21 protein-coding genes and 1 tRNA gene are annotated in these 23907 nt (G+C 35.2%); 3 read left to right on the plus strand and 19 right to left on the minus strand.

From position 1 onward, the window contains the following. Positions 1–124: 124 nt before the first annotated feature. On the plus strand, positions 125–1012 hold the full coding sequence (locus DFQ11_RS00890; protein WP_158524972.1) for an SdiA-regulated domain-containing protein: 888 nt from the start codon (positions 125–127) through the stop codon (positions 1010–1012). 127 nt (positions 1013–1139) lie between these two features. Here the strand turns inward: DFQ11_RS00890 and DFQ11_RS00895 are convergent, their stop codons facing one another. The 18 genes from DFQ11_RS00895 to mraZ form a co-directional block, all read right to left on the minus strand. After that, the gene (locus DFQ11_RS00895) at positions 1140–1949 is read right to left on the minus strand and encodes an alpha/beta hydrolase (RefSeq protein WP_110473757.1); all 810 of its coding nucleotides are present in this window, start codon (positions 1947–1949) and stop codon (positions 1140–1142) included. Positions 1950–2055: 106 nt separating this feature from the next. Then, positions 2056–2988 (minus strand): serine hydrolase, encoded by a 933-nt coding sequence (locus DFQ11_RS00900; RefSeq protein WP_110473758.1) that lies wholly within the window; start codon positions 2986–2988, stop codon positions 2056–2058. A gap of 176 nt (positions 2989–3164) precedes the next feature. Further along, positions 3165–4325, minus strand: a complete 1161-nt coding sequence (locus DFQ11_RS00905) for an alpha/beta hydrolase-fold protein (RefSeq protein ID WP_110473759.1) — start codon at positions 4323–4325, stop codon at positions 3165–3167. A gap of 298 nt (positions 4326–4623) precedes the next feature. Beyond that, positions 4624–4697, minus strand: a tRNA-Arg gene (locus tag DFQ11_RS00910). A 30-nt stretch (positions 4698–4727) separates the two neighbouring features. Next, positions 4728–5177 carry a GatB/YqeY domain-containing protein gene (locus tag DFQ11_RS00915; RefSeq protein ID WP_110473760.1) on the minus strand — a complete coding sequence of 150 codons (450 nt, stop codon included), beginning with the start codon at positions 5175–5177 and terminating at the stop codon, positions 4728–4730. 161 nt (positions 5178–5338) lie between these two features. Further along, positions 5339–7327 carry a cell division protein FtsZ gene (gene ftsZ / locus DFQ11_RS00920; protein WP_110473761.1) on the minus strand — a complete coding sequence of 663 codons (1989 nt, stop codon included), beginning with the start codon at positions 7325–7327 and terminating at the stop codon, positions 5339–5341. 64 nt (positions 7328–7391) lie between these two features. Further along, positions 7392–8729, minus strand: a complete 1338-nt coding sequence (gene ftsA, locus DFQ11_RS00925) for a cell division protein FtsA (RefSeq protein WP_110473762.1) — start codon at positions 8727–8729, stop codon at positions 7392–7394. A 3-nt stretch (positions 8730–8732) separates the two neighbouring features. Next, complete coding sequence (locus DFQ11_RS00930; protein ID WP_110473763.1) at positions 8733–9455, minus strand: cell division protein FtsQ/DivIB; 723 nt, start codon at positions 9453–9455, stop codon at positions 8733–8735. After that, the gene (gene murC, locus DFQ11_RS00935) at positions 9442–10794 is read right to left on the minus strand and encodes a UDP-N-acetylmuramate--L-alanine ligase (protein WP_110473764.1); all 1353 of its coding nucleotides are present in this window, start codon (positions 10792–10794) and stop codon (positions 9442–9444) included. Before murC ends, DFQ11_RS00930 begins: the two co-directional genes overlap by 14 nt. Beyond that, on the minus strand, positions 10795–11898 hold the full coding sequence (gene murG / locus DFQ11_RS00940; protein WP_110473765.1) for an undecaprenyldiphospho-muramoylpentapeptide beta-N-acetylglucosaminyltransferase: 1104 nt from the start codon (positions 11896–11898) through the stop codon (positions 10795–10797). A 15-nt stretch (positions 11899–11913) separates the two neighbouring features. Then, entirely contained in the window at positions 11914–13101 is a 1188-nt protein-coding gene (locus DFQ11_RS00945) for an FtsW/RodA/SpoVE family cell cycle protein (RefSeq protein ID WP_110473766.1), read from the minus strand. A 44-nt stretch (positions 13102–13145) separates the two neighbouring features. Next, positions 13146–14483 (minus strand): UDP-N-acetylmuramoyl-L-alanine--D-glutamate ligase, encoded by a 1338-nt coding sequence (gene murD / locus DFQ11_RS00950; RefSeq protein WP_110473767.1) that lies wholly within the window; start codon positions 14481–14483, stop codon positions 13146–13148. A gap of 43 nt (positions 14484–14526) precedes the next feature. Continuing rightward, complete coding sequence (gene mraY, locus DFQ11_RS00955) at positions 14527–15768, minus strand: phospho-N-acetylmuramoyl-pentapeptide-transferase (RefSeq protein ID WP_110473768.1); 1242 nt, start codon at positions 15766–15768, stop codon at positions 14527–14529. A 13-nt stretch (positions 15769–15781) separates the two neighbouring features. Then, positions 15782–17245 carry a UDP-N-acetylmuramoyl-L-alanyl-D-glutamate--2,6-diaminopimelate ligase gene (locus tag DFQ11_RS00960; protein WP_110473769.1) on the minus strand — a complete coding sequence of 488 codons (1464 nt, stop codon included), beginning with the start codon at positions 17243–17245 and terminating at the stop codon, positions 15782–15784. Continuing rightward, entirely contained in the window at positions 17242–19200 is a 1959-nt protein-coding gene (locus tag DFQ11_RS00965; protein ID WP_110473770.1) for a penicillin-binding protein, read from the minus strand. Before DFQ11_RS00965 ends, DFQ11_RS00960 begins: the two co-directional genes overlap by 4 nt. Positions 19201–19257: 57 nt before the next feature. Further along, positions 19258–19578, minus strand: a complete 321-nt coding sequence (locus tag DFQ11_RS00970; RefSeq protein WP_110473771.1) for an FtsL-like putative cell division protein — start codon at positions 19576–19578, stop codon at positions 19258–19260. A 46-nt stretch (positions 19579–19624) separates the two neighbouring features. Further along, positions 19625–20521 (minus strand): 16S rRNA (cytosine(1402)-N(4))-methyltransferase RsmH, encoded by an 897-nt coding sequence (gene rsmH, locus DFQ11_RS00975; protein ID WP_110474790.1) that lies wholly within the window; start codon positions 20519–20521, stop codon positions 19625–19627. Next, on the minus strand, positions 20508–20978 hold the full coding sequence (gene mraZ, locus DFQ11_RS00980; RefSeq protein ID WP_110473772.1) for a division/cell wall cluster transcriptional repressor MraZ: 471 nt from the start codon (positions 20976–20978) through the stop codon (positions 20508–20510). The genes rsmH and mraZ overlap by 14 nt, the downstream gene beginning before the upstream one ends. A gap of 285 nt (positions 20979–21263) precedes the next feature. Between mraZ and DFQ11_RS00985 the strand changes: the two genes are divergently transcribed. Together DFQ11_RS00985 and yihA are read left to right on the plus strand one after the other, a co-directional pair. Continuing rightward, on the plus strand, positions 21264–22028 hold the full coding sequence (locus tag DFQ11_RS00985; RefSeq protein ID WP_110474791.1) for an alpha/beta fold hydrolase: 765 nt from the start codon (positions 21264–21266) through the stop codon (positions 22026–22028). 113 nt (positions 22029–22141) lie between these two features. Continuing rightward, a complete protein-coding gene (yihA, locus tag DFQ11_RS00990; RefSeq protein WP_110473773.1) occupies positions 22142–22762 on the plus strand; it encodes a ribosome biogenesis GTP-binding protein YihA/YsxC in 621 nt (206 codons plus the stop codon). Between the two features lies 1 nt (position 22763). Here yihA and DFQ11_RS00995 read toward each other — a convergent pair whose 3' ends face one another. Then, entirely contained in the window at positions 22764–23858 is a 1095-nt protein-coding gene (locus tag DFQ11_RS00995; RefSeq protein ID WP_110473774.1) for an ABC transporter permease, read from the minus strand. Between the last annotated feature and the right edge of the window lie 49 nt (positions 23859–23907).

Consider the following 23907-nt stretch of genomic DNA (forward strand, 5'->3'; position numbering starts at 1 on the left):
ATTCGAGTTTTAAATAAAATTTTAATGTTAATTTCAAGCCCATTGTAAAATTCAGCATAGTAGTAACCAATTGATCTTGGCTTAATCATATTTTACATTTAGGATGAATCTATTAATAATTCTTATGAAAATTACAAAATCGAATGTTACTGTTATTATAACGCTCATTTTTAGTGCTATTCTACTAGCCCTTCAAGGACCGGTGACAAAAGCCCTAGTAAAGAAGAGTGATCGACTAAATGCGAAATATGCCGTGCATTATACCATTAAAAGTACTTTTACACTACCTGATATTTTAAGAGAAATCAGTGGTATAGTATGGTTAGACGAAAACACTTTTGCTAGCATACAGGATGAAGATGGTTTTATATATGTGTACGATGTCGCTGAAAATGAAATCAAAGATAAGATCGAATTTGCTAATTCTGGCGATTATGAAGGCATAGCCATTAATGAGAATGATGCTTATGTGATGAGAAGTGATGGCTTATTATTTGTTGTAAAAAATTACCGCTCTGAACATCCAGAGATTTCAGAAATTCAAACACCGTTTTCATCCGATAACGATATTGAAAGCCTCAATTATGATCCTGATAATAACAGATTACTCACCGCACCAAAAGAGGAAGATTTAATTACAAAAAATATAAAGGGCATTTATCAAATTCCTTTGAAAACAATGCGAATGGATAGTATGCCTATTATTAAAATTAATTTAAAATCTGAAAAACTGAAGCCATTTAGACATAAAAAAATACACAAAACATTTAATCCTTCAGGCATGGCCATCCATCCCATAACTAAAGAGATTTATCTCGTCGATGGAAAAAAGCCCAAGCTTATGGTTTTAAATATGAAAGGTGAGATTTTAAAAGCACTTCCTTTGGACAAGCGTAAATTTGCACAACCAGAAGGCATTACTTTTAGTGATGATGGTCGTCTGTTTATCTCAAATGAAGCGGGAAACAAACATGACAATGGTAATATCTTAGAGGTGGAATTGAAAGAATAAGGCTTGGTAATTTTTTCATCAATATGGCTGTCATCACTATGATATAGATTTGGAGATGTATAATCTACAATAAGGTTTTTCAGTTGAGAGTAAATCATAAATCAAACGCTACTATGGCATTTATTTTCTAATCATTTAGCGTCCAAATCAGAGCTTTTTCTTTTGTAGCTCTAAAGATTGTATGGTGCTGTTCTTTAGGTTCGTCTGAATATTTCCATATCAAGCCAATATTCAAATTCTCTAGTTTTTTATTTAATTCTCTGGTATGTGCGGATATCTCTACAGTATTAGAACCTGCAAACCAAAGTTTCTTTTTTTGTTCATAATTTTCTTTTGCTAATGACTCAAAATTTTTGACTAAGTATTGTTCGTTATACCACAAAGCAGGATCTATTGCTATGTAGTAATCAAACATATCATTATCCAAAAGTAAGGTTTCTATTATAAATATTCCCGCGGCAGATTCTCCAATTATCGCTCTTTTATTTTCTGTACGATATTTGGTATTTATTTCTTCGAAAAGTTCATTTTTTATGAAATTTCTAAAATTAGTTGAGCCACCTGGATTGGGCACAATCTTTAAATCGTATTCAATCTCAGTAGGTCCCGACAAATCTCTTCTTCTTTCCGTATTTTCAATTCCGACCAAAATATAAGGAGGTATTTTATTTTGTTTAATCAGCTTAGCTAATGTATTTGCTATATGTGAAAAATCTTTCTTTATTCCACCGTCTGGCATATAAAGAACAGGGAAGCTATCGGTTGATTCATTATAGCTTGGTGGCGTCCATATATTGACAACTCGGTCTTCGTTTAAAGCTTTGGAACTGATAATTAAAGTATCGTGATCTGGGATTAAGTCATTGTGAACTACCCCTCTGTTTTGACTGTTAACTATCAAAGTTCCAATGAATAGAAAGACTATTATCTTTTTCATAATTGTTCGTTTTCTTTATTGAGTATGAACCTTTCGTGCAAGGTGTCGTAACACCCCTCAAGATGCTATTATACATTTTTATAGCGTTCGTATTTTCAACGTACTTCTATTTTTCTCCCCAATAATTATAAAAGAGTCTACCAATTTCTGCTGAAAACTCAAATCCTGCATTCGTTGAATTTAGTGGTTTTGAATCATTCACATTTGTACATTTTAGTCCAATAACATATTCACTTTTCGATGTTTTTATATAAGCAACATCTCCTCGATAACCTGGCGTATATCCTGCTTTGCTATACAATTCAATACCAGCGTATATTGGTTTATATTTTCCGAAGACCTCCATAGTTGTCACTTCTTCAACAAATGGACTCCATGGCAAGTGACGAGCAAGTCCATTATCCTCATAATGTTTTAGCATAATGCTTTTGCATAAATCAGCTGCTTTTTTCAAATACCCATATTTTTCTGGTTGAGCTAATATTTGAGCTGCAGTTGCTAATGACTTTGCTGAAGTTGAAATCCAATCACCTCTAAAAACTTCGCCTTTAACTTCGGAATCATTAATACCCATTTTTTTCAAAAAATTATCGACAGCTTCTATTCCTCCAACTTCCCTTAATAATATATTAGTTGCAACATTATCAGAAATAGACATCATTAAGTATGCTACAAATGATAGTGAAACTTGATTTCCCGGTATTTCGAAACGCAACACTCCGGAACCTAAAACTTTGTCTTCTTCTGTAAGTGTTATTCGATTGGTTGGATCTAAAGTGCCGCTGATAACCTGTTCGGCATAAGTTAGTAAAATGTAAAGTTTTGCTTCACTTGCAGCATTATGAATACTACTTGCATCAATATCTATAATTTGTCCGGTTGTAAGATTTTCTGCGTATAAATGAGCGTTGCCGTCGAAGTTTTCTATCAATTCATTTAATTGACTCTCAAGACTACTATTCTCTTTAATATTAGTATTACAAGATAGAAATACTACGAGGAAAGCTAAAACTGGTTTTCTGAATGGTTTAATTTTCATAAATGAGTGTTATTCAGTTGATTAGTTTGGTAAAATAACGCACAACGTCTCGGCTCTAAGTAGTTGTGTGAGTAAGCGGTTAATTTAGCAATCACAAACCAGACAGAAAATCCGTGAGGATTTTAAGAAGTAGACCAGAATAAACACTAGTTTACAGCTATTGATGTCTTTAGTTATTACTTGTCAATATAGTTTTCAATCCTATACTCAAATTCGGTTTGTATTTCAGGTCTTATAGTGATATTTCCATAAGTTCCCGTTACTTCCGCTTCTGATTTCCAATTTCCTCTTGTAAATTTAAATTGAGCAGGACTTTTCAATTTAAGAGTTATTTGTCTCTTAAAATCAGAAATTTTCTCCATTTTAATTTTTTTAGGATTCCAATTTGCCAAATTATCTTGATTACCCGTTATGTATATTGCTTTCTCTTTTTTAAGAACCTTCACTTTAATTGTGGCTTTATATTCTTCTTTACTTAATTCTTTCTCTTGTAAAGCTAGTATTTCTTTCAAATAAAAATCAAATCCTTTGTTTAAACTTGGCGGATACGTACTCCAATGATTGCACTTTGTGAATTCATTCATTTGAACTATAAGCTTGTTGTTTTTTAGTTCTTGTGTGTAGTAAGAATATACTTTCTCATTTGCAGGCTTCCACTCTTTCCAATAGTCTGTACCCTCATTAGCATTACTTAAATATAAATAGGTTGGCTTTTCTATTTTGGAATAATCAAAATTTACAAGTTCGTTTGCTAATTTATCGTTGTCATATGCGAGATTGGGCGAAATTGCTATGTATGAATTAAAAAAATTTGGATTTTTAATAAAAGTGCTTAAAACGAATGAAGCACTTAATGAATGTCCTACTGCTATCCTAATACTTAAAGTTCTGTAGTTTGAATCTATAAATGGAATTATTTCATTACTAACAAACCCAAAGAAATTGTCAGCATTACCAGAATATTTTCCATATCTGTCCTTTGCACCTTTTGTCTCTAATACAGGCAGCAAATCATTATTTCTTGAGTAATCAAGTTTTTCATTGTAAGGTGAAGTTATCCCAACAATAATATATGATTTTGTATTATCAGTCAAAAACGAAATCATTGAACTCGTGTAATCAAAGAACTCTCTGTTTTGACTATCAAACACATAAATAACGCTAAAAGATTCATTTTCTCTCCAGTCGTAATCGACTGGTGTGTAAATTAAAATTTCTCTTTCTTGGCCTAAGACTTCTGACTCGATTTTTACATTTTCAACCCTTGCTATATCTTGTCCAAATATCGCACTTGTATAAAATATGATTAGGATAATTAAAACAATGTTTTTTATCATATTTTATCGATTATCTTTAATTACACACAAGGGGAATATTTAGTAACAATTTAATATATTGTCTATTATAAATGCTTTTAATTCGACTTAATAAAGCTTTAAGTATCTAATTTAGTAAAAATTACTCGAAGTACAGGGTTTACTGTTTTGGAATTTTAAAAGAAGAATAAATGTGGTTTTGGAATTGCAAGACGTGAAAATTGCTGCGCATTCTACAAAGCGCCGCTTTGAAAACAAAAAACTCAAACTTTTAAATTCAAGCGAGCTTGATTTAACGCTTGAGTTTTTTGTTTATTCGTGACCTCGAGAGGATTCGAACCTCCAACCCCCAGAGCCGAAATCTGATATTCTATCCAGTTGAACTACGAGGCCTTAAATTCCTGCTAGTGCAGGACTATATTTTTAAGATAATTTGGCTTTTACAATACTTGAAATCGTTTTTCCATCCGCTTGTCCTGCTAATTCCTTACTAACCATTCCCATAACTTTCCCCATATCTTTCATACCATCTGCTCCAACCTGCTCAATAGTTCTTACAACTACTTTTTCAATCTCTTCTTCACTTAAAGCTTCAGGTAAAAACTGACTAATGACTTCTGCTTGTGCTAATTCAGGTTCAGCTAAATCTTTACGATCTTGTTCTAAAAATATAGCAGCACTGTCCTTGCGTTGTTTTACCATTTTAGATAAAATTTTTATCTCTTCCTCTTCAGAAATATCTTCCTTAGAACCCGTTGATGTCTGAGCTAATAATATTTCAGATTTTACAGCTCTTAACGCTGCTAAGGCTGTTTGGTCCTTTTCTTTCATCGCCGTTTTCATGGCTGTCATTATATCACTTTGCAAACTCATAATTTTATCCTTTTAATAAGTGCTGCGAAGATAGTAAAAAGTTTTTCTAGGCTCATAGAAGAATTACAGATACCATCATTTTTTTATCAAAAACAAATAGCCCATAAAGTTGGGGAACTCTATGGGCTAGATTTTAGTGATTCACTGAATTTAGTAAAACACTAATCTACATTATCATGTAGGAATGAATTATTACTGCGCAATTGGATATCGTCATTATCATCCGTTCCAACAGACATTCTAGAAGCTCTTGTTTCAGAAGAATGTTGCGTTTCACTTAGATTAACACCTTGTCTTTTGTACGCAGGTTCTCTTTCTATCTCATCAATCTTTGCGTTATTAAACTTATAGTTGAAGTCCTTCATCTTTCTTCTACGTTCATCTGCACGTGCAATCAATAGTTCTGAAATTGGACTATTCATCGGGTCGATCTCTTCTTCAGGAGCTTTTGTAGGCTCTGGAGTTGGCATCGTTTTCTTTTCGAAAACTATATCTTCTTTTACTTCCTTTTTTTCTGTTTTCGTATTTATCGAAGAGTGCATAGGCTCAAAATCTTCTAGAACATAACGCTTTTCACCTTCTTGATTAACCTCTGTTACAGAAATAATTTCAACTGGATCTTTTACCTCCATTTCATTAACATCTTCCTCTGCATCTAAAGTAAAAAACGTTGGTTCGTCTTTAGCCTTTGATTCAGGTTCCTCAATTGGATCCTCTGCCTTGTTTGTTAAAGGTAAATCGAAAGTCAATGTAATTTGCTCTTCTGGTTCTTCGTGAATTTGTTCCGCTTTATTCTCTATTGGAGTGATAATAAACTCTTCTGGCTCTGGCTGAACTGGCGCTTGTGGCTTAGAGTCTAAAACTTCATCATATACAACATTCATATTTCTTAAGAAATCGGTTGTTGCGATTAAATCTGTTCCTCTATCTTCTTCAGTTTTTGGCTGAGATTTAGGTTGAGTTGATGGTTGCGATTTAACTTCAACTTGTTGCGGCTCTTCAAATAGATTATGACGAACAATTGGCGCTTCCTTTTTCTCTTCTAAAACAATATCAGGCGTAATAATAGCTGGCTCCTTATCTTGAGTACTAATATTTGTTTCAATTGTTTCTTCTAAAGCATGAATGACTTTCTTAGTTTCAGTATTCGAAATTTCATTCTGTTGATCGATATCAAAACCTGTAGCAATAATAGTTACTGAAATAGATTCTTGTAACTCTTCATCTTCACCAACACCCATAATTATATTGGCTCCATGACCTGCTTCGTTTTGAATATGATCGTTAATTTCACCTATTTCATCAATAGTAATTTCTTGTGAACCTGAAACGATCAGCAACAATACGTTTTTAGCCCCAGTAATTTTATTATCGTTAAGTAATGGTGAATCTAATGCTTTCATAATAGCATCTTGAGCTCTGGTTTGTCCAGAAGAGGTTGCCGATCCCATAATCGCTGTTCCACTATTACTCAATACCGTTTTAGCATCACGCAAATCAATGTTTTGCGTGTAGTGATGCGTAATTACTTCTGCAATACCTCTAGAAGCCGTTGATAATACTTCGTCGGCTTTTGAGAAACCAGCCTTAAAACCAAGGTTTCCGTATACTTCACGTAATTTGTTATTATTAATAACCACAAGTGAATCTACATGGGCCCGAAGTTTTTCAATCCCACGTTGCGCTTGTTCATTACGCATTTTTCCTTCAAATTGGAATGGCATTGTAACTATACCAACGGTTAGAATATCTAACTCTTTTGATAACTTAGCAATGATTGGCGCAGCACCTGTACCTGTACCTCCACCCATTCCTGCAGTGATAAATACCATTTTTGTATTGGTATCTAACATTCTACGAATGTCTTCTAAACTTTCCAAAGCGGCTTGTTCTCCAACATCTGGATTTGCTCCTGCTCCAAGACCTTCAGTTAAATTAACTCCTAATTGTATTTTGTTTGGGACACCACTATTGTGAAGTGCCTGTGAATCTGTATTACAGATTACAAAATCTACGCCCTTGATACCTTGCTGAAACATGTGGTTAATGGCATTACTACCACCTCCACCAACACCAATCACCTTAATGACGTTTGATTGGTGCTTAGGTAAATCGAATGAAATGTTTCCAAATTCGTTGCTGTTGCTCATTTTACTTTTTATTATGGGTTTTCTATACTCTTTTTTTATTCTCCGGACTTTTATTCAGTTGTCCCTACTCGGCGTTATCTAAAAATTCTTTTACACGCTCCGTGAGTTTATCTAAGAATGTACGTCGCTCTTTTTTTGGTTCTTCAACGACCACATCATCCTCAGAAGTTTGGTCTAGTACTTGTTCTTCTTCGGCCAGTACCGCTTCTTCTACTTCTATAGCTTCAGCCTTCTTACGTTCTTGACGCTTCAGGCCGTCCATCACTAGTCCAACTGCTGTTGCGTATAACGGACTTGCTATTTCACCATCACTATCACCAGCCAAATGCTCATTTGGATAGCCAATTCTAGTATCCATTCCTGTGATATACTCCACTAATTGTTTTAAGTGTTTCAACTGAGCGCCACCTCCTGTTAACACAATACCTCCTATTAGTTTTTTCTTTTGTTCTTCGTGACCGTAGTTTTTAATTTCAACATAAACTTGTTCTACGATTTCTACCACTCTAGCGTGGATAATCTTAGACAAATTCTTCAAAGTGATTTCCTTCGGTTCTCTTCCTCTTAGTCCAGGAATAGACACAATTTCATTATCCTTATTCTCACCTGGCCAGGCCGATCCAAATCTAATTTTTAAAAGCTCTGCTTGTTTTTCGATGATTGAACAGCCCTCTTTAATATCTTCTGTAATTACATTACCACCAAAAGGAATAACCGCCGTATGACGAATAATTCCATCTTTAAAAACGGCTAAATCTGTTGTTCCACCACCTATATCAATTAAAGCAACACCTGCTTCCTTTTCTTCTCTACTCAACACCGCATTGGCTGAAGCTAACGGCTCTAAAGTGATGCCTTCTAAATTTAAATCGGCAGATTTTATACAACGACCTACGTTTCTGATTGAAGACACCTGTCCGACAACCACGTGGAAGTTTGCTTCAAGTCGACCACCATACATACCGATTGGTTCGGTAATTTCACCTTGACCATCGACTTTAAATTCTTGAGGTAGAACATGTATAATTTCTTCACCAGGAAGCATAACCAATTTGTGCACTTGATTAATGAGACGATCTAAATCATCTTCATCTATCACCAATTCCGAATTGGGTCTTGTGATGTAATCACTATGTTGTAAGCTGCGTATATGCTGACCAGCAATACCTACGGTGACATCTTCTATTTTTTCTGATGCAGCAGCTTCCGCTTCTTGTACAGCTTGTTGTATAGATTGAATAGTTTGGGTTATATTATTAACCACTCCTCGGTGAACACCTAAACTTTTAGCTCTACCTATACCTAAAATCTCAACTTTACCGTATTCATTTTTGCGACCAATCATGGCCACAATCTTCGTGGTACCTATATCTAGACCTACCGATATATTACTCTTTTCCATAGCTTACTTTTTGGTGCAAATTACTTGTTTGTCAAACTTTAGATTAACTCGTGCATAGTCATCTAAGATTTGATCTTCTAAAGCTTTTTGATAAAAGGCTTTAAAATTATTTATCTTCTTTTCAAGGTTTTTTAAAGTTCCTACATGAACTGTAAAATCGCTTTTTCTTATTTTAAAATCAATGGTTTTATCGTCATTCTGACGTACTTCAATGATATGTTTCTTTAAGAAGTCATCACTATCGACAGCTTTAGCAAATTCAAAGACTGTTTTTAGGTCATTTTTCTCAATATTACCAGTAACGAGCATCACTCTTGCCGCATAATTATAGGACAAAGGCATAAACCCACCTTCATCGTCTATATAATATGACTCATTTGTGTTGACTCTTGCAATAGGTCGTTTTTGTTCAATTTCAGCCGAAAGCTCACCGTTTACTGACATAAACACTTCCGCTGTCTTTATCATTGGATTAGATTTCAGGGCAGATTCTAATTCGTTCAAATCTATAATATCTTTAGGGAGTTGTGAAACTGGTTCCTGATTTTGTATTAACAATTTACTAACATTGTCATCCGTGATAAATAGTTTGTTTTCACCTAAAAAAGTGATTTTTGGTTCGCTCACTTTTCGAGTTTTATTTCTTTGATTTGAAAAAGCAAATAAAAAGCTCACCAAAACAACTAAACCTATGATTTTTATATAGTTCCAATTAATTTTTGACATAAAACGCTTCTTTAATATGTTTTACTTCCTCTCCAATATCTCCCGCCCCAATTGTCAGAACAATTTGAGCCTCTGATTTCCTTATTTCTTGAATAATTTCTGTCTTTCGAACTAATTTTTTATTTGAATTATTAACCTTACTTAAAAGCCATTCTGAAGTCACGCCATCGATTGGTAATTCTCTTGCAGGGTAAATATCCAAGAGCATGAGTTCATCGAATTTAGATAGACTTTCAGCAAAAGCGTCTGCAAAATCTTTTGTTCTGCTAAACAGATGTGGTTGAAAAATAGCCAAGACTTTTTGATTTGGATACATTTCTCTCACCGCTTGATGCACCGCATTAATTTCTTCTGGGTGATGCGCATAATCATCTATAAAAACAAAATCATCTGTTTTTATCTGATACGTAAACCTACGTTTTACTCCTCGGTATGTTTCTAAAGCTTTAGCAAGATCTTGATAAGAACAGCCATATTCTGCAGCCATGGCAATTGCTATAATAGCATTAGACAGGTTATGTCTTCCCGGCAAACTAAATCTGAAGTCCTTATGTAATCCTTGAGGTGTTTTTACGTCAAACACATAACTTCCATTATCTATTTTAATATTTTGCGCAGAATAGTCTGAATCATCTTCTACCCCATAGGTAATACCTTTTAACGGCAAACCATTCTTTATAAATAGCTTACCATGAGGTTTAATACCTTCTGAAAAATCTTTAAAAGATTTAACCAATTCTTCTGCACTGCCGTAAATATCTAAATGATCGGCATCCATTGAGGTGATACAAGCCAAGTCTGGTGATAAGGTTAAAAACGAACGATCGAATTCATCGGCCTCTACAACAGTGACCTCGGTTCCATTTAAAATTAAATTTGAATTATAATTTTCACTAATACCACCTAAAAATGCAGTTACAGGAACATGACACTCATTCATTAAATGACCTAAAATACTTGTTGTGGTCGTTTTTCCATGCGTCCCTGCAACAGCTAAACAAACCGTTTGTTTTGTGATTTCTCCTAAAACAGCAGAGCGTTTTAAAACTTTAAAATTCTGATCTTTAAAATAGCTGAACTCCGTGTGCTCCTTTGGAATTGCGGGCGTATATACCACAAGTGTATCCTCAGGATTCAAAAATAGGGATGGCACACAACTGATATCATCTTCAAAATGAATTGAAATCCCCAATTCTTCTAGAGATCTTGTGATTTCAGTTGGCGTTTTATCATAACCACCTACTTGCTTACCGTTAGCCACGAAATAACGCGCAAGCGCACTCATCCCGATGCCACCGACACCAACAAAATAAACGTTATTTATTGCACCAAAATTCATTTACTTTTTCAATAATTTTTCTACTTCATCAACAATATCACTTGTAGCATTCACAAGCGCTAAAGCCTCTATATTTTTGCTTAACTTATTTCTTTTTTCTTCGTTTGAAATCAATTCAGAGAACTCTTTTTGAAAATCAGCCTCCAAATCATTTTCTCTAATTAAAATCGCTGCATCTTTATCTGCAACCGCTTTTGCGTTTTTCGTTTGATGGTCTTCAGCAACATTTGGTGATGGTATAAAAATCACCGGTTTCCCTACAATGCACAATTCTGAAACCGAAATAGCACCTGCTCTTGAAATAATAATATCAGCCGCAGCATAAGCCAAATCCATTTGATTTAAAAAGGCATGAACCTGTACATTTTTCAGATCGCCATTACCCTTGTACTGATTATAGTATAATTTTCCACATTGCCAAATCACTTGAGTATTCTGATCTTCAAAAAATTCAAGGTTCGCGTCAATTAATTCATTAATGCGCTTTGCACCTAGACTTCCACCTAAAACCAACAGCGTTTTTTTACCATCCTCTAAGGCAAATGTCTTTTTCCCTTCATTCCGTTTTTGACTAACTTTAAGTAAATCTTTACGAATTGGATTTCCTGTTAATTTAAGTTTATGCTTAGGAAAGAACTTTTCCAAACCTTCATAAGCGACACAAATGGTATTTACTTTTTTACCTAATAATTTATTTGTAATACCAGGAAACGAATTCTGTTCTTGTATTAAACTCGGAATATTTCGGGAGGTCGCTGCTTGTAATAATGGTCCACTTGCAAAGCCTCCTGTTCCAATAACTACATCTGGTTTAAAATTTTTAATAATCTTTTTAGAACGTATTAAACTCGACATCAATTTAAAAGGGAATGCTAAATTCTTTAAAGTCAGTTTTCGCTGAATTCCCGAAATCCATAAGCCTTCAATTACATATCCTGCTTGTGGTACTTTTTCCATTTCCATGCGATCTGAAGCTCCTACAAATAGAAATTTAGCATCAGGGTAGCGCGACTTTAACTCATCTGCAATCGCAACCGCAGGATAAATATGTCCTCCTGTACCACCTCCTGATAGGATAAATCGATATGTTTTGCTTTGTGTCAACTTCCTTATATTCTTTTAAATCGCTTCTCTTAAAACGTCTAATGGGTTAACTTCCCCGTTTTCTTTTTCTTTAATTTCTTCTCGCTTTGCACTTACACTAAGAATAATTCCTAATGCAAGACAGGTCATCCAAATCGATGTTCCTCCACTACTAATTAAGGGTAAGGTTTGTCCGGTAACAGGAAATAATTCTACAGCTACACCCATATTTAATAATGCTTGAAACACAATTGGCAATCCAACAGCAAGCACTAGTAATTTTCCAAAAATGGTATCTGATTTTTGGCTTACAATTACAATTCTGAATAGGAGCAACATATATAACAACAACAGAAAACCACCTCCTATTAAGCCATATTCCTCTATAATAATTGCAAAAATAAAATCTGATGAAGACTGTGGCAAGAAATTCTTCTGTATACTTTTTCCAGGACCTAAAGGTGCTATTCCCGTTGCGATGGCAATTTTTGCTTTTTCAATTTGATAGTCAGCTTCAGTATCCTCTCCATTTGTAAAGTTATCAATTCTACTCATCCAAGTATCCACCCTATTTGGCATAGCATCTGGAAAAGCCTTAGCGACCAAAATAAATATGGCCAAGGCTGCAAATCCGGCAAGCACCATCACTACTAAGTATCTTATAGGATAACCTCCAATAAAAGCCAACATCATTACCATAGTAAAAATGATAGCTGTTGTGGAAAAATTAGCCGGTAAAATTAAACTAAGCACCAAAAATACGGGCAACCACAGTGGTAGAATCGTCTCTTTAAACTTAACCTCTTGATCTTTTATTTTCGATAAGTATCGCGCAACATAAACCATAAGAACAACCGCTGCCAAGGTGGATGTCTGAAAGGACATACCAACTATAGGGATCTGTATCCACCGACTTGCATTTGCGCCATCAATAGTGGTCCCTTGTAACATCGTAACTACCAACAAAACCAACACAACAGGAACAGCTATCATCGATATTCCGCGGAAATATTTATACGGTACTTTATGTATACCAAACATGATGACGAAGCCTAAAAACAAATGCATAAAATGTTTTATAAAAAATGAAAACGTACTTGTACTACCGCTATTAGCTAAATTACTAGAAGCGCTATACACAGGTAAAAAAGAAAATATGGCCAATAGGCCAACAATGGCCCAAATTGATCGATCTCCTTTTATTTGTTTAAATATATTTTGCATTTTCTATCTTAAACTTCTGCTTTTAATCACAGAACATCATCTTATTACAAATTACGAACCGCATCCTTAAATTGACGCCCTCTATCTTCATAGTTTTCAAATAAATCGAAACTAGCACAAGCAGGTGATAGCAACACATTATCGCCAGCATTAGCCAGTTTGTATGCTATTTTTACAGCCTCACTCATATACTGAGTTTCAACAATCACATCAACCATATTGCTAAACGACTCCATAATCTTAGCATTATCAACACCTAAGCAGATAATCGCTTTTACTTTCTCGTTTACAAACGGAAACAACTCTTTATATTCATTTCCTTTATCAACTCCACCAACAATCCAAACAGTAGGTGCATTCATACTCTCAAGAGCAAAGTAAGTTGCGTTAACATTTGTTGCCTTGGAATCGTTAATGTATTGCACCTTATTGATTTTTAATACATTTTCCAAGCGGTGCTCTACACCTTGAAAATTCTCTAAACTTTCACGAATAGTTTGTTTTCTAATTTTAAGTAAGTGCGCTACAGTAGAAGCTGCCATCGCGTTCTTAACGTTGTGTTTACCTTCTAATGCTAGATTATCTGTTGACATAGTTATTTTATTATTTCCTATTGTTATTACTATCTTGTTGTTTTCTAAATAAGCCCCTTCCTCTACAACTTTTGTTAGTGAAAAAGGCAATTTTTTGGATTGAATTTTATGCGTCTTCATGTATTCTACAATGACCTCATCATCGACATCATATATGAAATAATCCTCTTCCGTTTGATTTTCTACCACTCTAAATTTTGAAGCGATGTAGTTTTCAAACTTATGCTCGTAACGACCTAAATGATCTGGAGTAATATTGGTTATTACAGCGATATTTGGTTTAAAATCCACAATATCATCTAGCTGAAAACTACTCACCTCTAGTACATAATTTTCATGATTCTCATTTAGAATTTGCTTCGCAAAACTGTCTCCAATATTTCCTGCTAATCCAACATCTAATTCTTGTTTTAAAAGATGATGAGTCAAGGTTGCTGTGGTTGTTTTACCATTACTACCCGTGATAGCTACCAAAGTGGCCTCTGTATAATGTGAAGCAAACTCAATTTCTGAAACCACTTTTATCCCAGCTTCACGAATTTGCCTTACCAAAGCCACTTTATTTGGAATACCAGGACTTTTCATGACAATGTCTGCATTTAGAATTTTTGATTCTGTATGCTGTTCATCTTCAAATTCAATCTCATTATTTAAAAGAACGTCTTTATATTTATCTTTAATTTTTCCTTTATCAGATACAAAAACATCGTATCCTTTTGCTTTTCCTAAAAGCGCAGTTCCTACTCCACTCTCTCCACCGCCTAATATGACTAATCTCTTGTTCGTCATTTCTTCTTTATAGTTTCCTCATCAACTTCGGTACACCAAATGGTTATCTGATTTTTAAAGTGACAATTGTTATAATTGCCAACAGAATTCCAACAATCCAAAAACGAGTTACAATCTTACTTTCGTGGTATCCCGACTTTTGATAATGGTGATGTAAAGGTGACATCTTAAAAATGCGTCGTCCTTCACCATATTTTTTTCTAGTATATTTAAAATAACTCACCTGCATGACCACTGATAAATTCTCGGCGAGGAAAATTCCACATAGCACAGGAATTAACCACTCTTTCCGCACTGCAATTGCAATCACAGCAATAATTCCTCCTATAGTCAAACTCCCCGTATCTCCCATAAACACTTGCGCTGGATAGGCATTATACCATAGAAAACCAATTAAAGCACCCACGAAAGCGGCTATATAGATAGTTATTTCTTCAACTTTTGGGATATACATAATATTCAAGTATTCAGAAAAGATGATATTTCCTGAAACCCAAGCAAAAATCCCTAAGGTTAATACTATGATCGCAGAGGTTCCTGCTGCGAGACCATCAATTCCATCGGTGAGATTAGCACCATTTGAAACCGCCGTTATTATAAATATCGTTGCTAGAATAAACACAACCCATGCATATTTCCCTAAGCCTGGATCAATCCATGTGATTAAACTTGAATAATCAAATTCATTTCCTTTTACAAATGGAATCGTCGTTTTCGTTGATTTCTCTTCAGCTTTAAACAAATTCGTAGCCTGAACATCCGGGTTCTGAGCTCTAATTTCCTTTTGTTGTTCAATTGGCAACTTTTCCTTTATGGTAACATCTTGATGGAAGTACAAGGTTGCTCCGACAATAATTCCTAAGCCAATTTGACCTAGAACCTTAAAGCGACCTTTTAAACCTTCCTTATCATTTTTGAATTTTTTGATATAGTCATCGAGAAACCCAATTGCCCCCATCCAAATTGTAGTTACTATAAGAAGGATGATGTAAATATTTTCAAGTTTCGCAAATAGAAGCACAGGGATTAATGTTGCCAATATGATGATGATACCCCCCATTGTAGGCGTACCCGCTTTTTCAACCTGACCATCTAAGCCCAAATCTCTAATAGTTTCACCAACTTGTTGTTTCTGTAAAAACCGAATGATGCGCTTACCGAAAATTGTTGATATCAACAACGACAATATTATAGCCACAGCTGCTCTAAAGGTTAAAAACCCAAAAAGAGAAGCTCCTGGTATTTTGAAGTGTTGTTCTAAATATTCGAATAAGTAATATAGCATTCTACGTCAGTGTTTATTTTTCCAATTGTTTTAAATAGTCTTGAACGATTTTATAATCATCAAAATCAAAGCGCTCTCCTTTAATTTCTTGATAGGTTTCGTGCCCTTTTCCAGCGATAAGTATTATATCATTAGGTCCGGCCATTTGACAAGCTGTTTTAATGGCTTGTTTTCTATCTGTTATTGATAATGTTTTCTTGAAATTTTGAGGCTCTACCCCTTTTTCCATATCCGCAATGATAACCTCTGGAACTTCATGCCTTGGGTTATCACTGGTTAAAACCACCTTAGTGCTTAATGACGATGCGATATGTGCCATTTTTGGTCGTTTTGTTTTATCTCTATTTCCACCACAACCAACAACCGTTATCAAGTCTTCATTCTTAGTTCGGATATCATTAATAGTCTCCAAAACATTCTTTAAAGCATCAGGCGTATGTGCATAATCTACAATAGCCGTTACTCGTCCTTCTGATATAAAATATTGAAAGCGCCCTGCCACACTATCCAGCTCACTAATCAACCTTAGAATTTCAACTTTTTCTAAGCCTAGTAATTCAGCAGCGCCATAAATGGCTAAAATATTATAAGCATTAAAACTTCCAATTAATCGCGTCCACAACTCACTATCATTCAGCTTTAACAACAAACCACTAAACTCATTTTCTAAAATTTGAGCTCTATAATCGGCATAGCTCTTTAAAGCATAAGTATATTTTTTTGCAGATGTGTTTTGGAACATCACCAAACCATTTTTATCGTCAATGTTTGTCAATGCAAAAGCATCTTTAGGTAATTGGTCGAAAAACGTCTTTTTAACATCTCTATATTCGGCAAAAGACTCATGGTAATCTAAATGATCATGCGAAAGATTCGTAAAAATCCCTCCAGCGAATTTTAAGCCTTCTGTTCTTCTTTGATGAATACCATGCGAGCTCACTTCCATAAAACAGAATTCCACACCCTCATCATTCATCAACTTTAAATATTTATTTATGGTTAAAGAATCTGGTGTTGTATGCATAGTTTTATACTCCACATTATCTACCATAATTTTAACCGTAGATAACAGACCTACTTTAAACCCTGCTTTTTTAAATAACTGATAAAGCAAACTTGAAACCGTTGTTTTACCATTAGTTCCTGTTACGCCGACAAGCTTTAAATTTTCCGAAGGATGACCATAATAATTGGTCGCCATATAGGCCAATGCTTGATTAGAATTCTCAACTTCTATATAAGTAATTCCATCAACAAGAATTTCAGGTAGTGTTTCACAAACTACAGCAATCGCCCCGCTATCAATAGCTTTGCTAATAAAGTGGTGTCCATCAGTTAAAACACCTGTTATGGCCACGAACACATCATTGACTTTAATTTGACGTGAATCAAATTCAACTTTGTCAATAGTCACCGCTGTATTACCAACAACCGCATTAATTGTAACCTTATATAATATGTCTTTTAATAGCATCATGAGGCTTCTAAAACTATGGTTTGATTGGTTTGTAATTTTTTGTTTTTCTCTATTGATTGTCTTTTGACAATACCACTTCCGTTCAGTTTCACCTTAACGTCTATTTGTAAATTTTCCAATAACGCAATCGCATCCATTGCTGGCATCCCAACAAGACTTGGCATAAGTGTTTTATATTTTTGAGCATTTGCATAATAACTTTCAAATTCTTCCTTTACAGGCTTATTATCAAAATCGAGCTCATGCACTTCATGAATAATTGGCGTATCTGTATATATTTTTTGTGCAATTCTTTTGAATACCGGACCAGAAACATCCGCACCATAATAGCCTTTTTTAGTGCTTGGCTTATGAATAACAACTATGCAAGAATATTTAGGTTGATCTGCTGGAAAATACCCTGCAAATGTGGACACGTATCTACGGTTATCTTTCCAGTCTTCCATCCAATACTCTGTCTGGGCTGTACCTGTTTTCCCTGCCATTGAGAAGTGTGGCGAATACAAACTACTACCAGTTCCTCTTACTACCACATTTTTCAGAATTTCCTGAACCTCTTTTAAGGTTTTATCCGAACAGATTTTATTATTGATTATCTCCCTATCGAAAGATTCTATTGTCTTCTCAAATTCCTTTACCTCTTTTATAAATCGCGGCTTCACCATTACACCATTGTTTGCAACGGCATTATAAAAAGTTAAGGTTTGCAACGGTGTCATCCTTACATTATACCCATAGGCCATAGAAGGTAATGCATTTCTACTCCAAAGCTTATGACCAGGACCAGGAACAACAGGTTTTCCTTCACCAATAATTGACAGCCCAAGGGGCTCATCTAAATTCCAGCTCTTTAGTCGGTTTATAAATTTATCTGGGTTTTTAGCGTAATTATCATCTATAATGGTAGCTAAAGCTATATTGGAAGACACTTCAAAAGATCGAGCTACCGAAATTTCACCATAACCGCCATGCTTCGAATCAAAGATTGAGCGTCCGTAGAACACCTTTCTTCCTTTTTTCGTATCAATTACCGTAGACGTATCAACCACTCTATCTTCTAAGGCAGCCATTAAAGCCATTAGCTTAAACGTAGAACCCGGCTCATGGGACTCTCCAACCGCGTAATTTAATTTTTCATAATAGGTATTCTTACTTGTTCTTCCCAAGTTTGATATCGCTCTTATCTCGCCAGTAGCTACTTCCATAACCACAACACAGCCATGCTCAGCCTCATACAATTCCAGTTGCTTAAGCAATGCATGATGTGCGATATCTTGAATATTTACATCTATAGTGGTATATACATCATACCCATCTTTTGGCTCTACCTGATCAAAATCTGCAATTGGCTTCCACTGTCCATTGCCAATTTTTTGTTTGAGCCGTTTCCCATTTGTACCTTGAAGATATTTCACCCCAAACGCACCATCAATTCCCGGACGCGTTACATTACCTTGCTCATCGGTTCGCTCATAACCAATTGTTCGCTCTGCTACACCACCCATAGGATGCTCTCTTCTTGTTTTCTGCTCTACAATTAAACCTCCTTTAATGGCACCAAGTTTCAATAAAGGAAAATTTCTCATGCGTATATAGTCCGAATAGCTAATATTCCTCGCCAACAGAAAATATCTATTTTTATTTTTTCGCGCTTTACGAATCACATTCTTATAATAGGAAGCTGGTTTTTCTTTGTATACGGAAAGTGAATCTGCTAAAGCATCGATATTCTTTTCAAACACAGCATCTTTTGCTTGAATAGCATCAATTCTTATCGTGTATTTTGGAATTGAAGTAGCCAACAAACTCCCATCTGCCGAATATACATTACCGCGATTCGCTGGAATATCAAAATCCTTTACCGTTCGCTTTTCAGCAAGAGCCCTATAATCATCACCATGCACAAACTGAATGCTCACCAGCTTGAACACCACAACCAATGCGAAGACAAACATGCAGCCTGCTACGAAGTACAATCTGTTCAATATGTTTTTTTCGGTTATTGCCAATGTTTATTTCTGGTTTGATTTTACTATTATTTTTGTTGGTGAATTTAAAGAAATTACTATTCCTTTTTCCTTGACTTCCCGCTCTACAAAAGATTCTTTTTTGAGCTGCATTAATTCCCCTCTTTTATCTACAAATGCCGATCGTAATTCTTTAACCTCATTAGTCAATTTCGCAATTTCATATACCTTTTGATCAGCACTATGAGAGCTTGCAATCATTACAATAGCCAACACAGATATATAGATAATGACACCCCAATTCTTGAATGAATCATCACCGATTAAGAACTTACCTTTTAATATGCTGTAGATATTTTTCTTCATCTTCACATTCCACTTAAGTAGAAATATTCTATTCCCTTAGGTCGACTTATAATTTTTTAGCAATTCGAAGTTTTGCACTTCGCGCTCTATTATTTGCTCTAATTTCTTCTTTAGTCGGCACTATTAGCCCACCAACTTTTTTCAATGGGACTTCAAAATTCCCAAACACATCTCTTTCTGGCTCCCCCTCAAAGAGTCCATTTCTAATGAATCGCTTGACCAACCTATCTTCTAAAGAGTGGTACGAGATAAAACTTAAGCGCCCATCTTTCTTTAGGATTTCAGGAGTTTGAAGCAATAGCTCTTTTAATACTTCAATTTCTTGATTCACCTCAATACGAATAGCCTGATAAATTTGAGCTAACACCTTATTTTCTCTTTGATGATTTAAAAATGGTTTTAACACCGCTTTTAATTGCTCACTTGTTTTTATTTCAGCATTCTTTCGCTCTTCAACAATTAACTTAGCCATTGCTGGCGCTTGGCGTAATTCACCATATTGAGAAAGCACGGCACGTATTTGCTCTTCATCATAATTATTTACCACCTCGTAAGCAGAAAGCTTACTATCCTGATTCATTCGCATATCTAAGTCAGCCTCAAATCGTGTAGAAAACCCACGCTCTGCAACATCAAACTGATGCGATGAAACACCGAAGTCAGCTAAAACCCCATCTACCTCCTTCACGCCATAGAATCTCAAAAAGCGTTTTACGAATCTAAAATTCTCATTGATAAGCACAAACCTCTCGTCATCAATAGCATTTGCCAATGCATCTTTATCCTGATCAAAGGCGTATAGTTTCCCTTCAGTACCTAAGCGAGACAAAATCTCACGACTATGCCCTCCTCCTCCAAAGGTGACATCTACATAAACACCTTCTGGTTTGATATCCAAACCGTCTACTGTTTCTTTTAATAATACTGCGTTATGATACTCCATTGCCATTATCATCTTGTCCCATTACTTCTTCGGCTAAATCAGCAAAATCTGAAGCCGCATCGTCAATAGCGTGTTCGTATTTATCTTTATCCCAGATTTCAAGAATATTAACAACAGATGCTAAAACAACATTCTTGCTAATACCAGAAAAGCTAATTAAATCCTTTGGTATCAATAAACGACCTGCGCTATCTACCTCAACAATTTTAACTCCAGCTGTGAAACGTCTGATAAAATCATTGTTCTTTTTATTAAAGCGATTAAGTCCATTCACTTTTTCCATCATTTTGTTCCATTCGGCCATAGGATACAACTCTAAGCAAGGCTGAAAAACAGCTCGCTTTAAAACAAAGCCATCCTGCAAGGCAGATGAAAGCTGCTTTTTCAATATAGCAGGTATCATTAGCCTCCCTTTGGCATCAGCTTTACATTCGTATGTTCCTATAAATGAATTCAAAAGGTTTTATTTACCACTTTAACGCTTAAGATTCAAAGATATTGAAAAAATCACCACTTTTTACCACATTATACCACTTTTGTTGATAAGTTTTCCATGAGATACCACTCCTGTTTTTTCAACCCTAATAAAATTAGCTTTCGAGCTAGGTTTTGGAAGTGGGAATTATTAACATAATCAAACTCAATAGTCTTGAGAGAAAATGTTGTGATATTTTTTACAGAATATTTATATTCTAAAGGATTTAGTTATATTTGTTTCTAATAGATAAGCACGTACATGCACATGGCACACCTTTTAAAAAAAGAAAAGGAATTTAGATATATTGAAGTAGGTGAAGGCACACCGATAATTGTATTACACGGCCTAATGGGAGGCTTGAGTAATTTTGACGGCGTGACTAAATATTTTAGTTCAAATGGCTATAAAGTAATTATACCAGAGTTGCCTATCTACAGCATGTCTTTACTAAAGACCAATGTTAAAAGTTTTGCTAATTACCTGAGAGACTTCATAGAGTTTAAAGGCTTAGATGATGTTATTTTATTAGGCAATTCCCTTGGTGGACATGTTGGATTGTACCACACTAAAATGTATCCGAAAAAGGTCAAAGCTTTAATTATCACGGGGAGCTCCGGACTTTATGAAAGCGCAATGGGTGGTGGTTACACCAAACGAAGCGACTACGAGGTGATGAAGAAAAAAGCTCAAGAGGTATTTTACGACCCTGAAGTAGCGACAAAAGAAATCGTGGATGAGGTTTATGAAACTGTAAACGATCGTAATAAGTTGATTAAAACTTTAGCAATTGCTAAAAGCGCTATCAGACACAATATGGCTAAAGATTTACCAAAAATGACAACGCCGGTTTGTATTATATGGGGACGAAATGATACGGTAACTCCGCCTGAAGTTGCGGAAGAGTTTCACGAATTGCTTCCAGATTCGGAATTGTTTTGGATAGATAAGTGCGGCCATGCAGCTATGATGGAACATCCAGATGAATTCAATCAAATTATGAATAGCTGGCTTGAAAAACGTGGGTTTTAACCACAAAGCACAGATAGTAATATAATAATTAAACCAGCCTTCTTCCACTTGGAAACTGTATTAATGAACAGATGGGCTTAAAATAAGATTTCCGTTTTCGCGGGGACTAGAAGATGAAGATAAAATCAGCTGAATTTGAAGTTAGTAATTCTGACGTGGCAAAATGTCCAAAAAACAACTTACCTGAATACGCTTTTATAGGTCGTAGTAATGTGGGGAAGTCGTCATTGATTAATATGCTAACAGAGCGTAAAAGTTTAGCAAAAACTTCAGGACGTCCTGGAAAAACACAACTAATTAACCACTTTATAATTAACGATAATTGGTATTTAGTCGATTTACCAGGTTACGGCTACGCTCGCGTATCAAAAAGCTCGAAACAAAAATTTCAGAAGTTTATTACCAACTATTTCGAGCAACGTCAGCAATTAGTTTCTGCTTTTGTACTAGTTGATATTAGACATAAACCTCAACCCATCGACTTAGAGTTTATGCAATATTTGGGGGAGAGTCAGATTCCTTTCGGTATCATTTTCACTAAGGCTGATAAGTTAAAACCAAAAGCTATCGAACGCCATGTCGATGAATATTGCCAGGAATTATATAAATTCTGGGAAGAGTTACCACCCTACTTTGTCACCTCTTCATCTAAGACTATTGGAAGAGATGAAGTACTTGAGTTTATTGATTCTACAAATGCGGAAATTGAACAATTAAGAAAAGAGAGCTTATAGATTAGGTTTTTACGTCTAAAGCATCGCGCAAAGCATTACCAACTAACATAAAAGCCATCACTAACAGCATAATACAAAAGCCTGGTATTAATGCTAAATACGGTTTACCTAATATAATATAATTGTAGTGGTCTTTAATCATCGCCCCCCAACTCGCCATTGGAGGCTGCGCACCAATTCCTAAAAAGCTTAAACCACTTTCTATTAAAATAGCCGCTGCAAAATTTGCCGCTGAAATCACGATTAAGGGTCCAAAAATATTAGGAAGTATGTGTTTTGTGATAATTCGATAATCATTAAACCCCAAAGCTCTTGCTGCGGTGACGTATTGCATTTCCTTAGCACTAATTATTTGCCCTCTAACCACTCTTGCTACTTCTACCCACATAGTTAAACCAACAGCAATAAAAACTTGCCAAAAGCCTTTACCCAAAGCTAAAGTGATAGCAATGACTAATAATAAGGTAGGAATGGACCAGGTGATATTTATTATCCACATTATAAATGCATCGACTTTTCCGCCATAATAACCAGCCAAACTTCCCATAAAGAGTCCAACAATAAGAGAAATAAAAACAGCCACAAACCCTATAAAGAATGATATTCGTGAGCCAATCAAGACCCGACTTAGATAATCCCGACCATACTTATCTGTTCCAAATAAAAAACTCCTGTTTTCGATGAATTCTTGATAGTTTGAATTTGGAAATCGAGATAATTCTATTTGTTTTTCAAGACCTTCTAAGCCGTCAGAGGCATATTCCACATAATGTAAAACATCATTTTTAACTTCGTAGGATTGAATAGGAATCTCGGTATCCGTATTTTCTTTACCGAAAAACAGTTTAGAAAAAAAGGACTGTTTTGTTTCAATCTGAGACGGAATGGTTAGCATCTGTACTTCAAAACCAGGCCATTTAGAATGAATAGACAAATGCATTTGGTTCGCATTTTTAGACCCATCGGGAGCGAACACATAGGCAAAAATTGAAATTAAACCAATACAGATAATTATACCCAAGCTAAAAACGCCCCAAAAGTTCTTTTTGAACTTTTGAAGCGCTAAGCTTGATAATGACTTATTTTTATTAGACATCCATCTCAGTTAATTATAACTTTATTTAGAGCGTAAAAACAACGCTAAG

Source organism: Winogradskyella epiphytica (assembly GCF_003217215.1).
Classification (GTDB): domain Bacteria; phylum Bacteroidota; class Bacteroidia; order Flavobacteriales; family Flavobacteriaceae; genus Winogradskyella; species Winogradskyella epiphytica.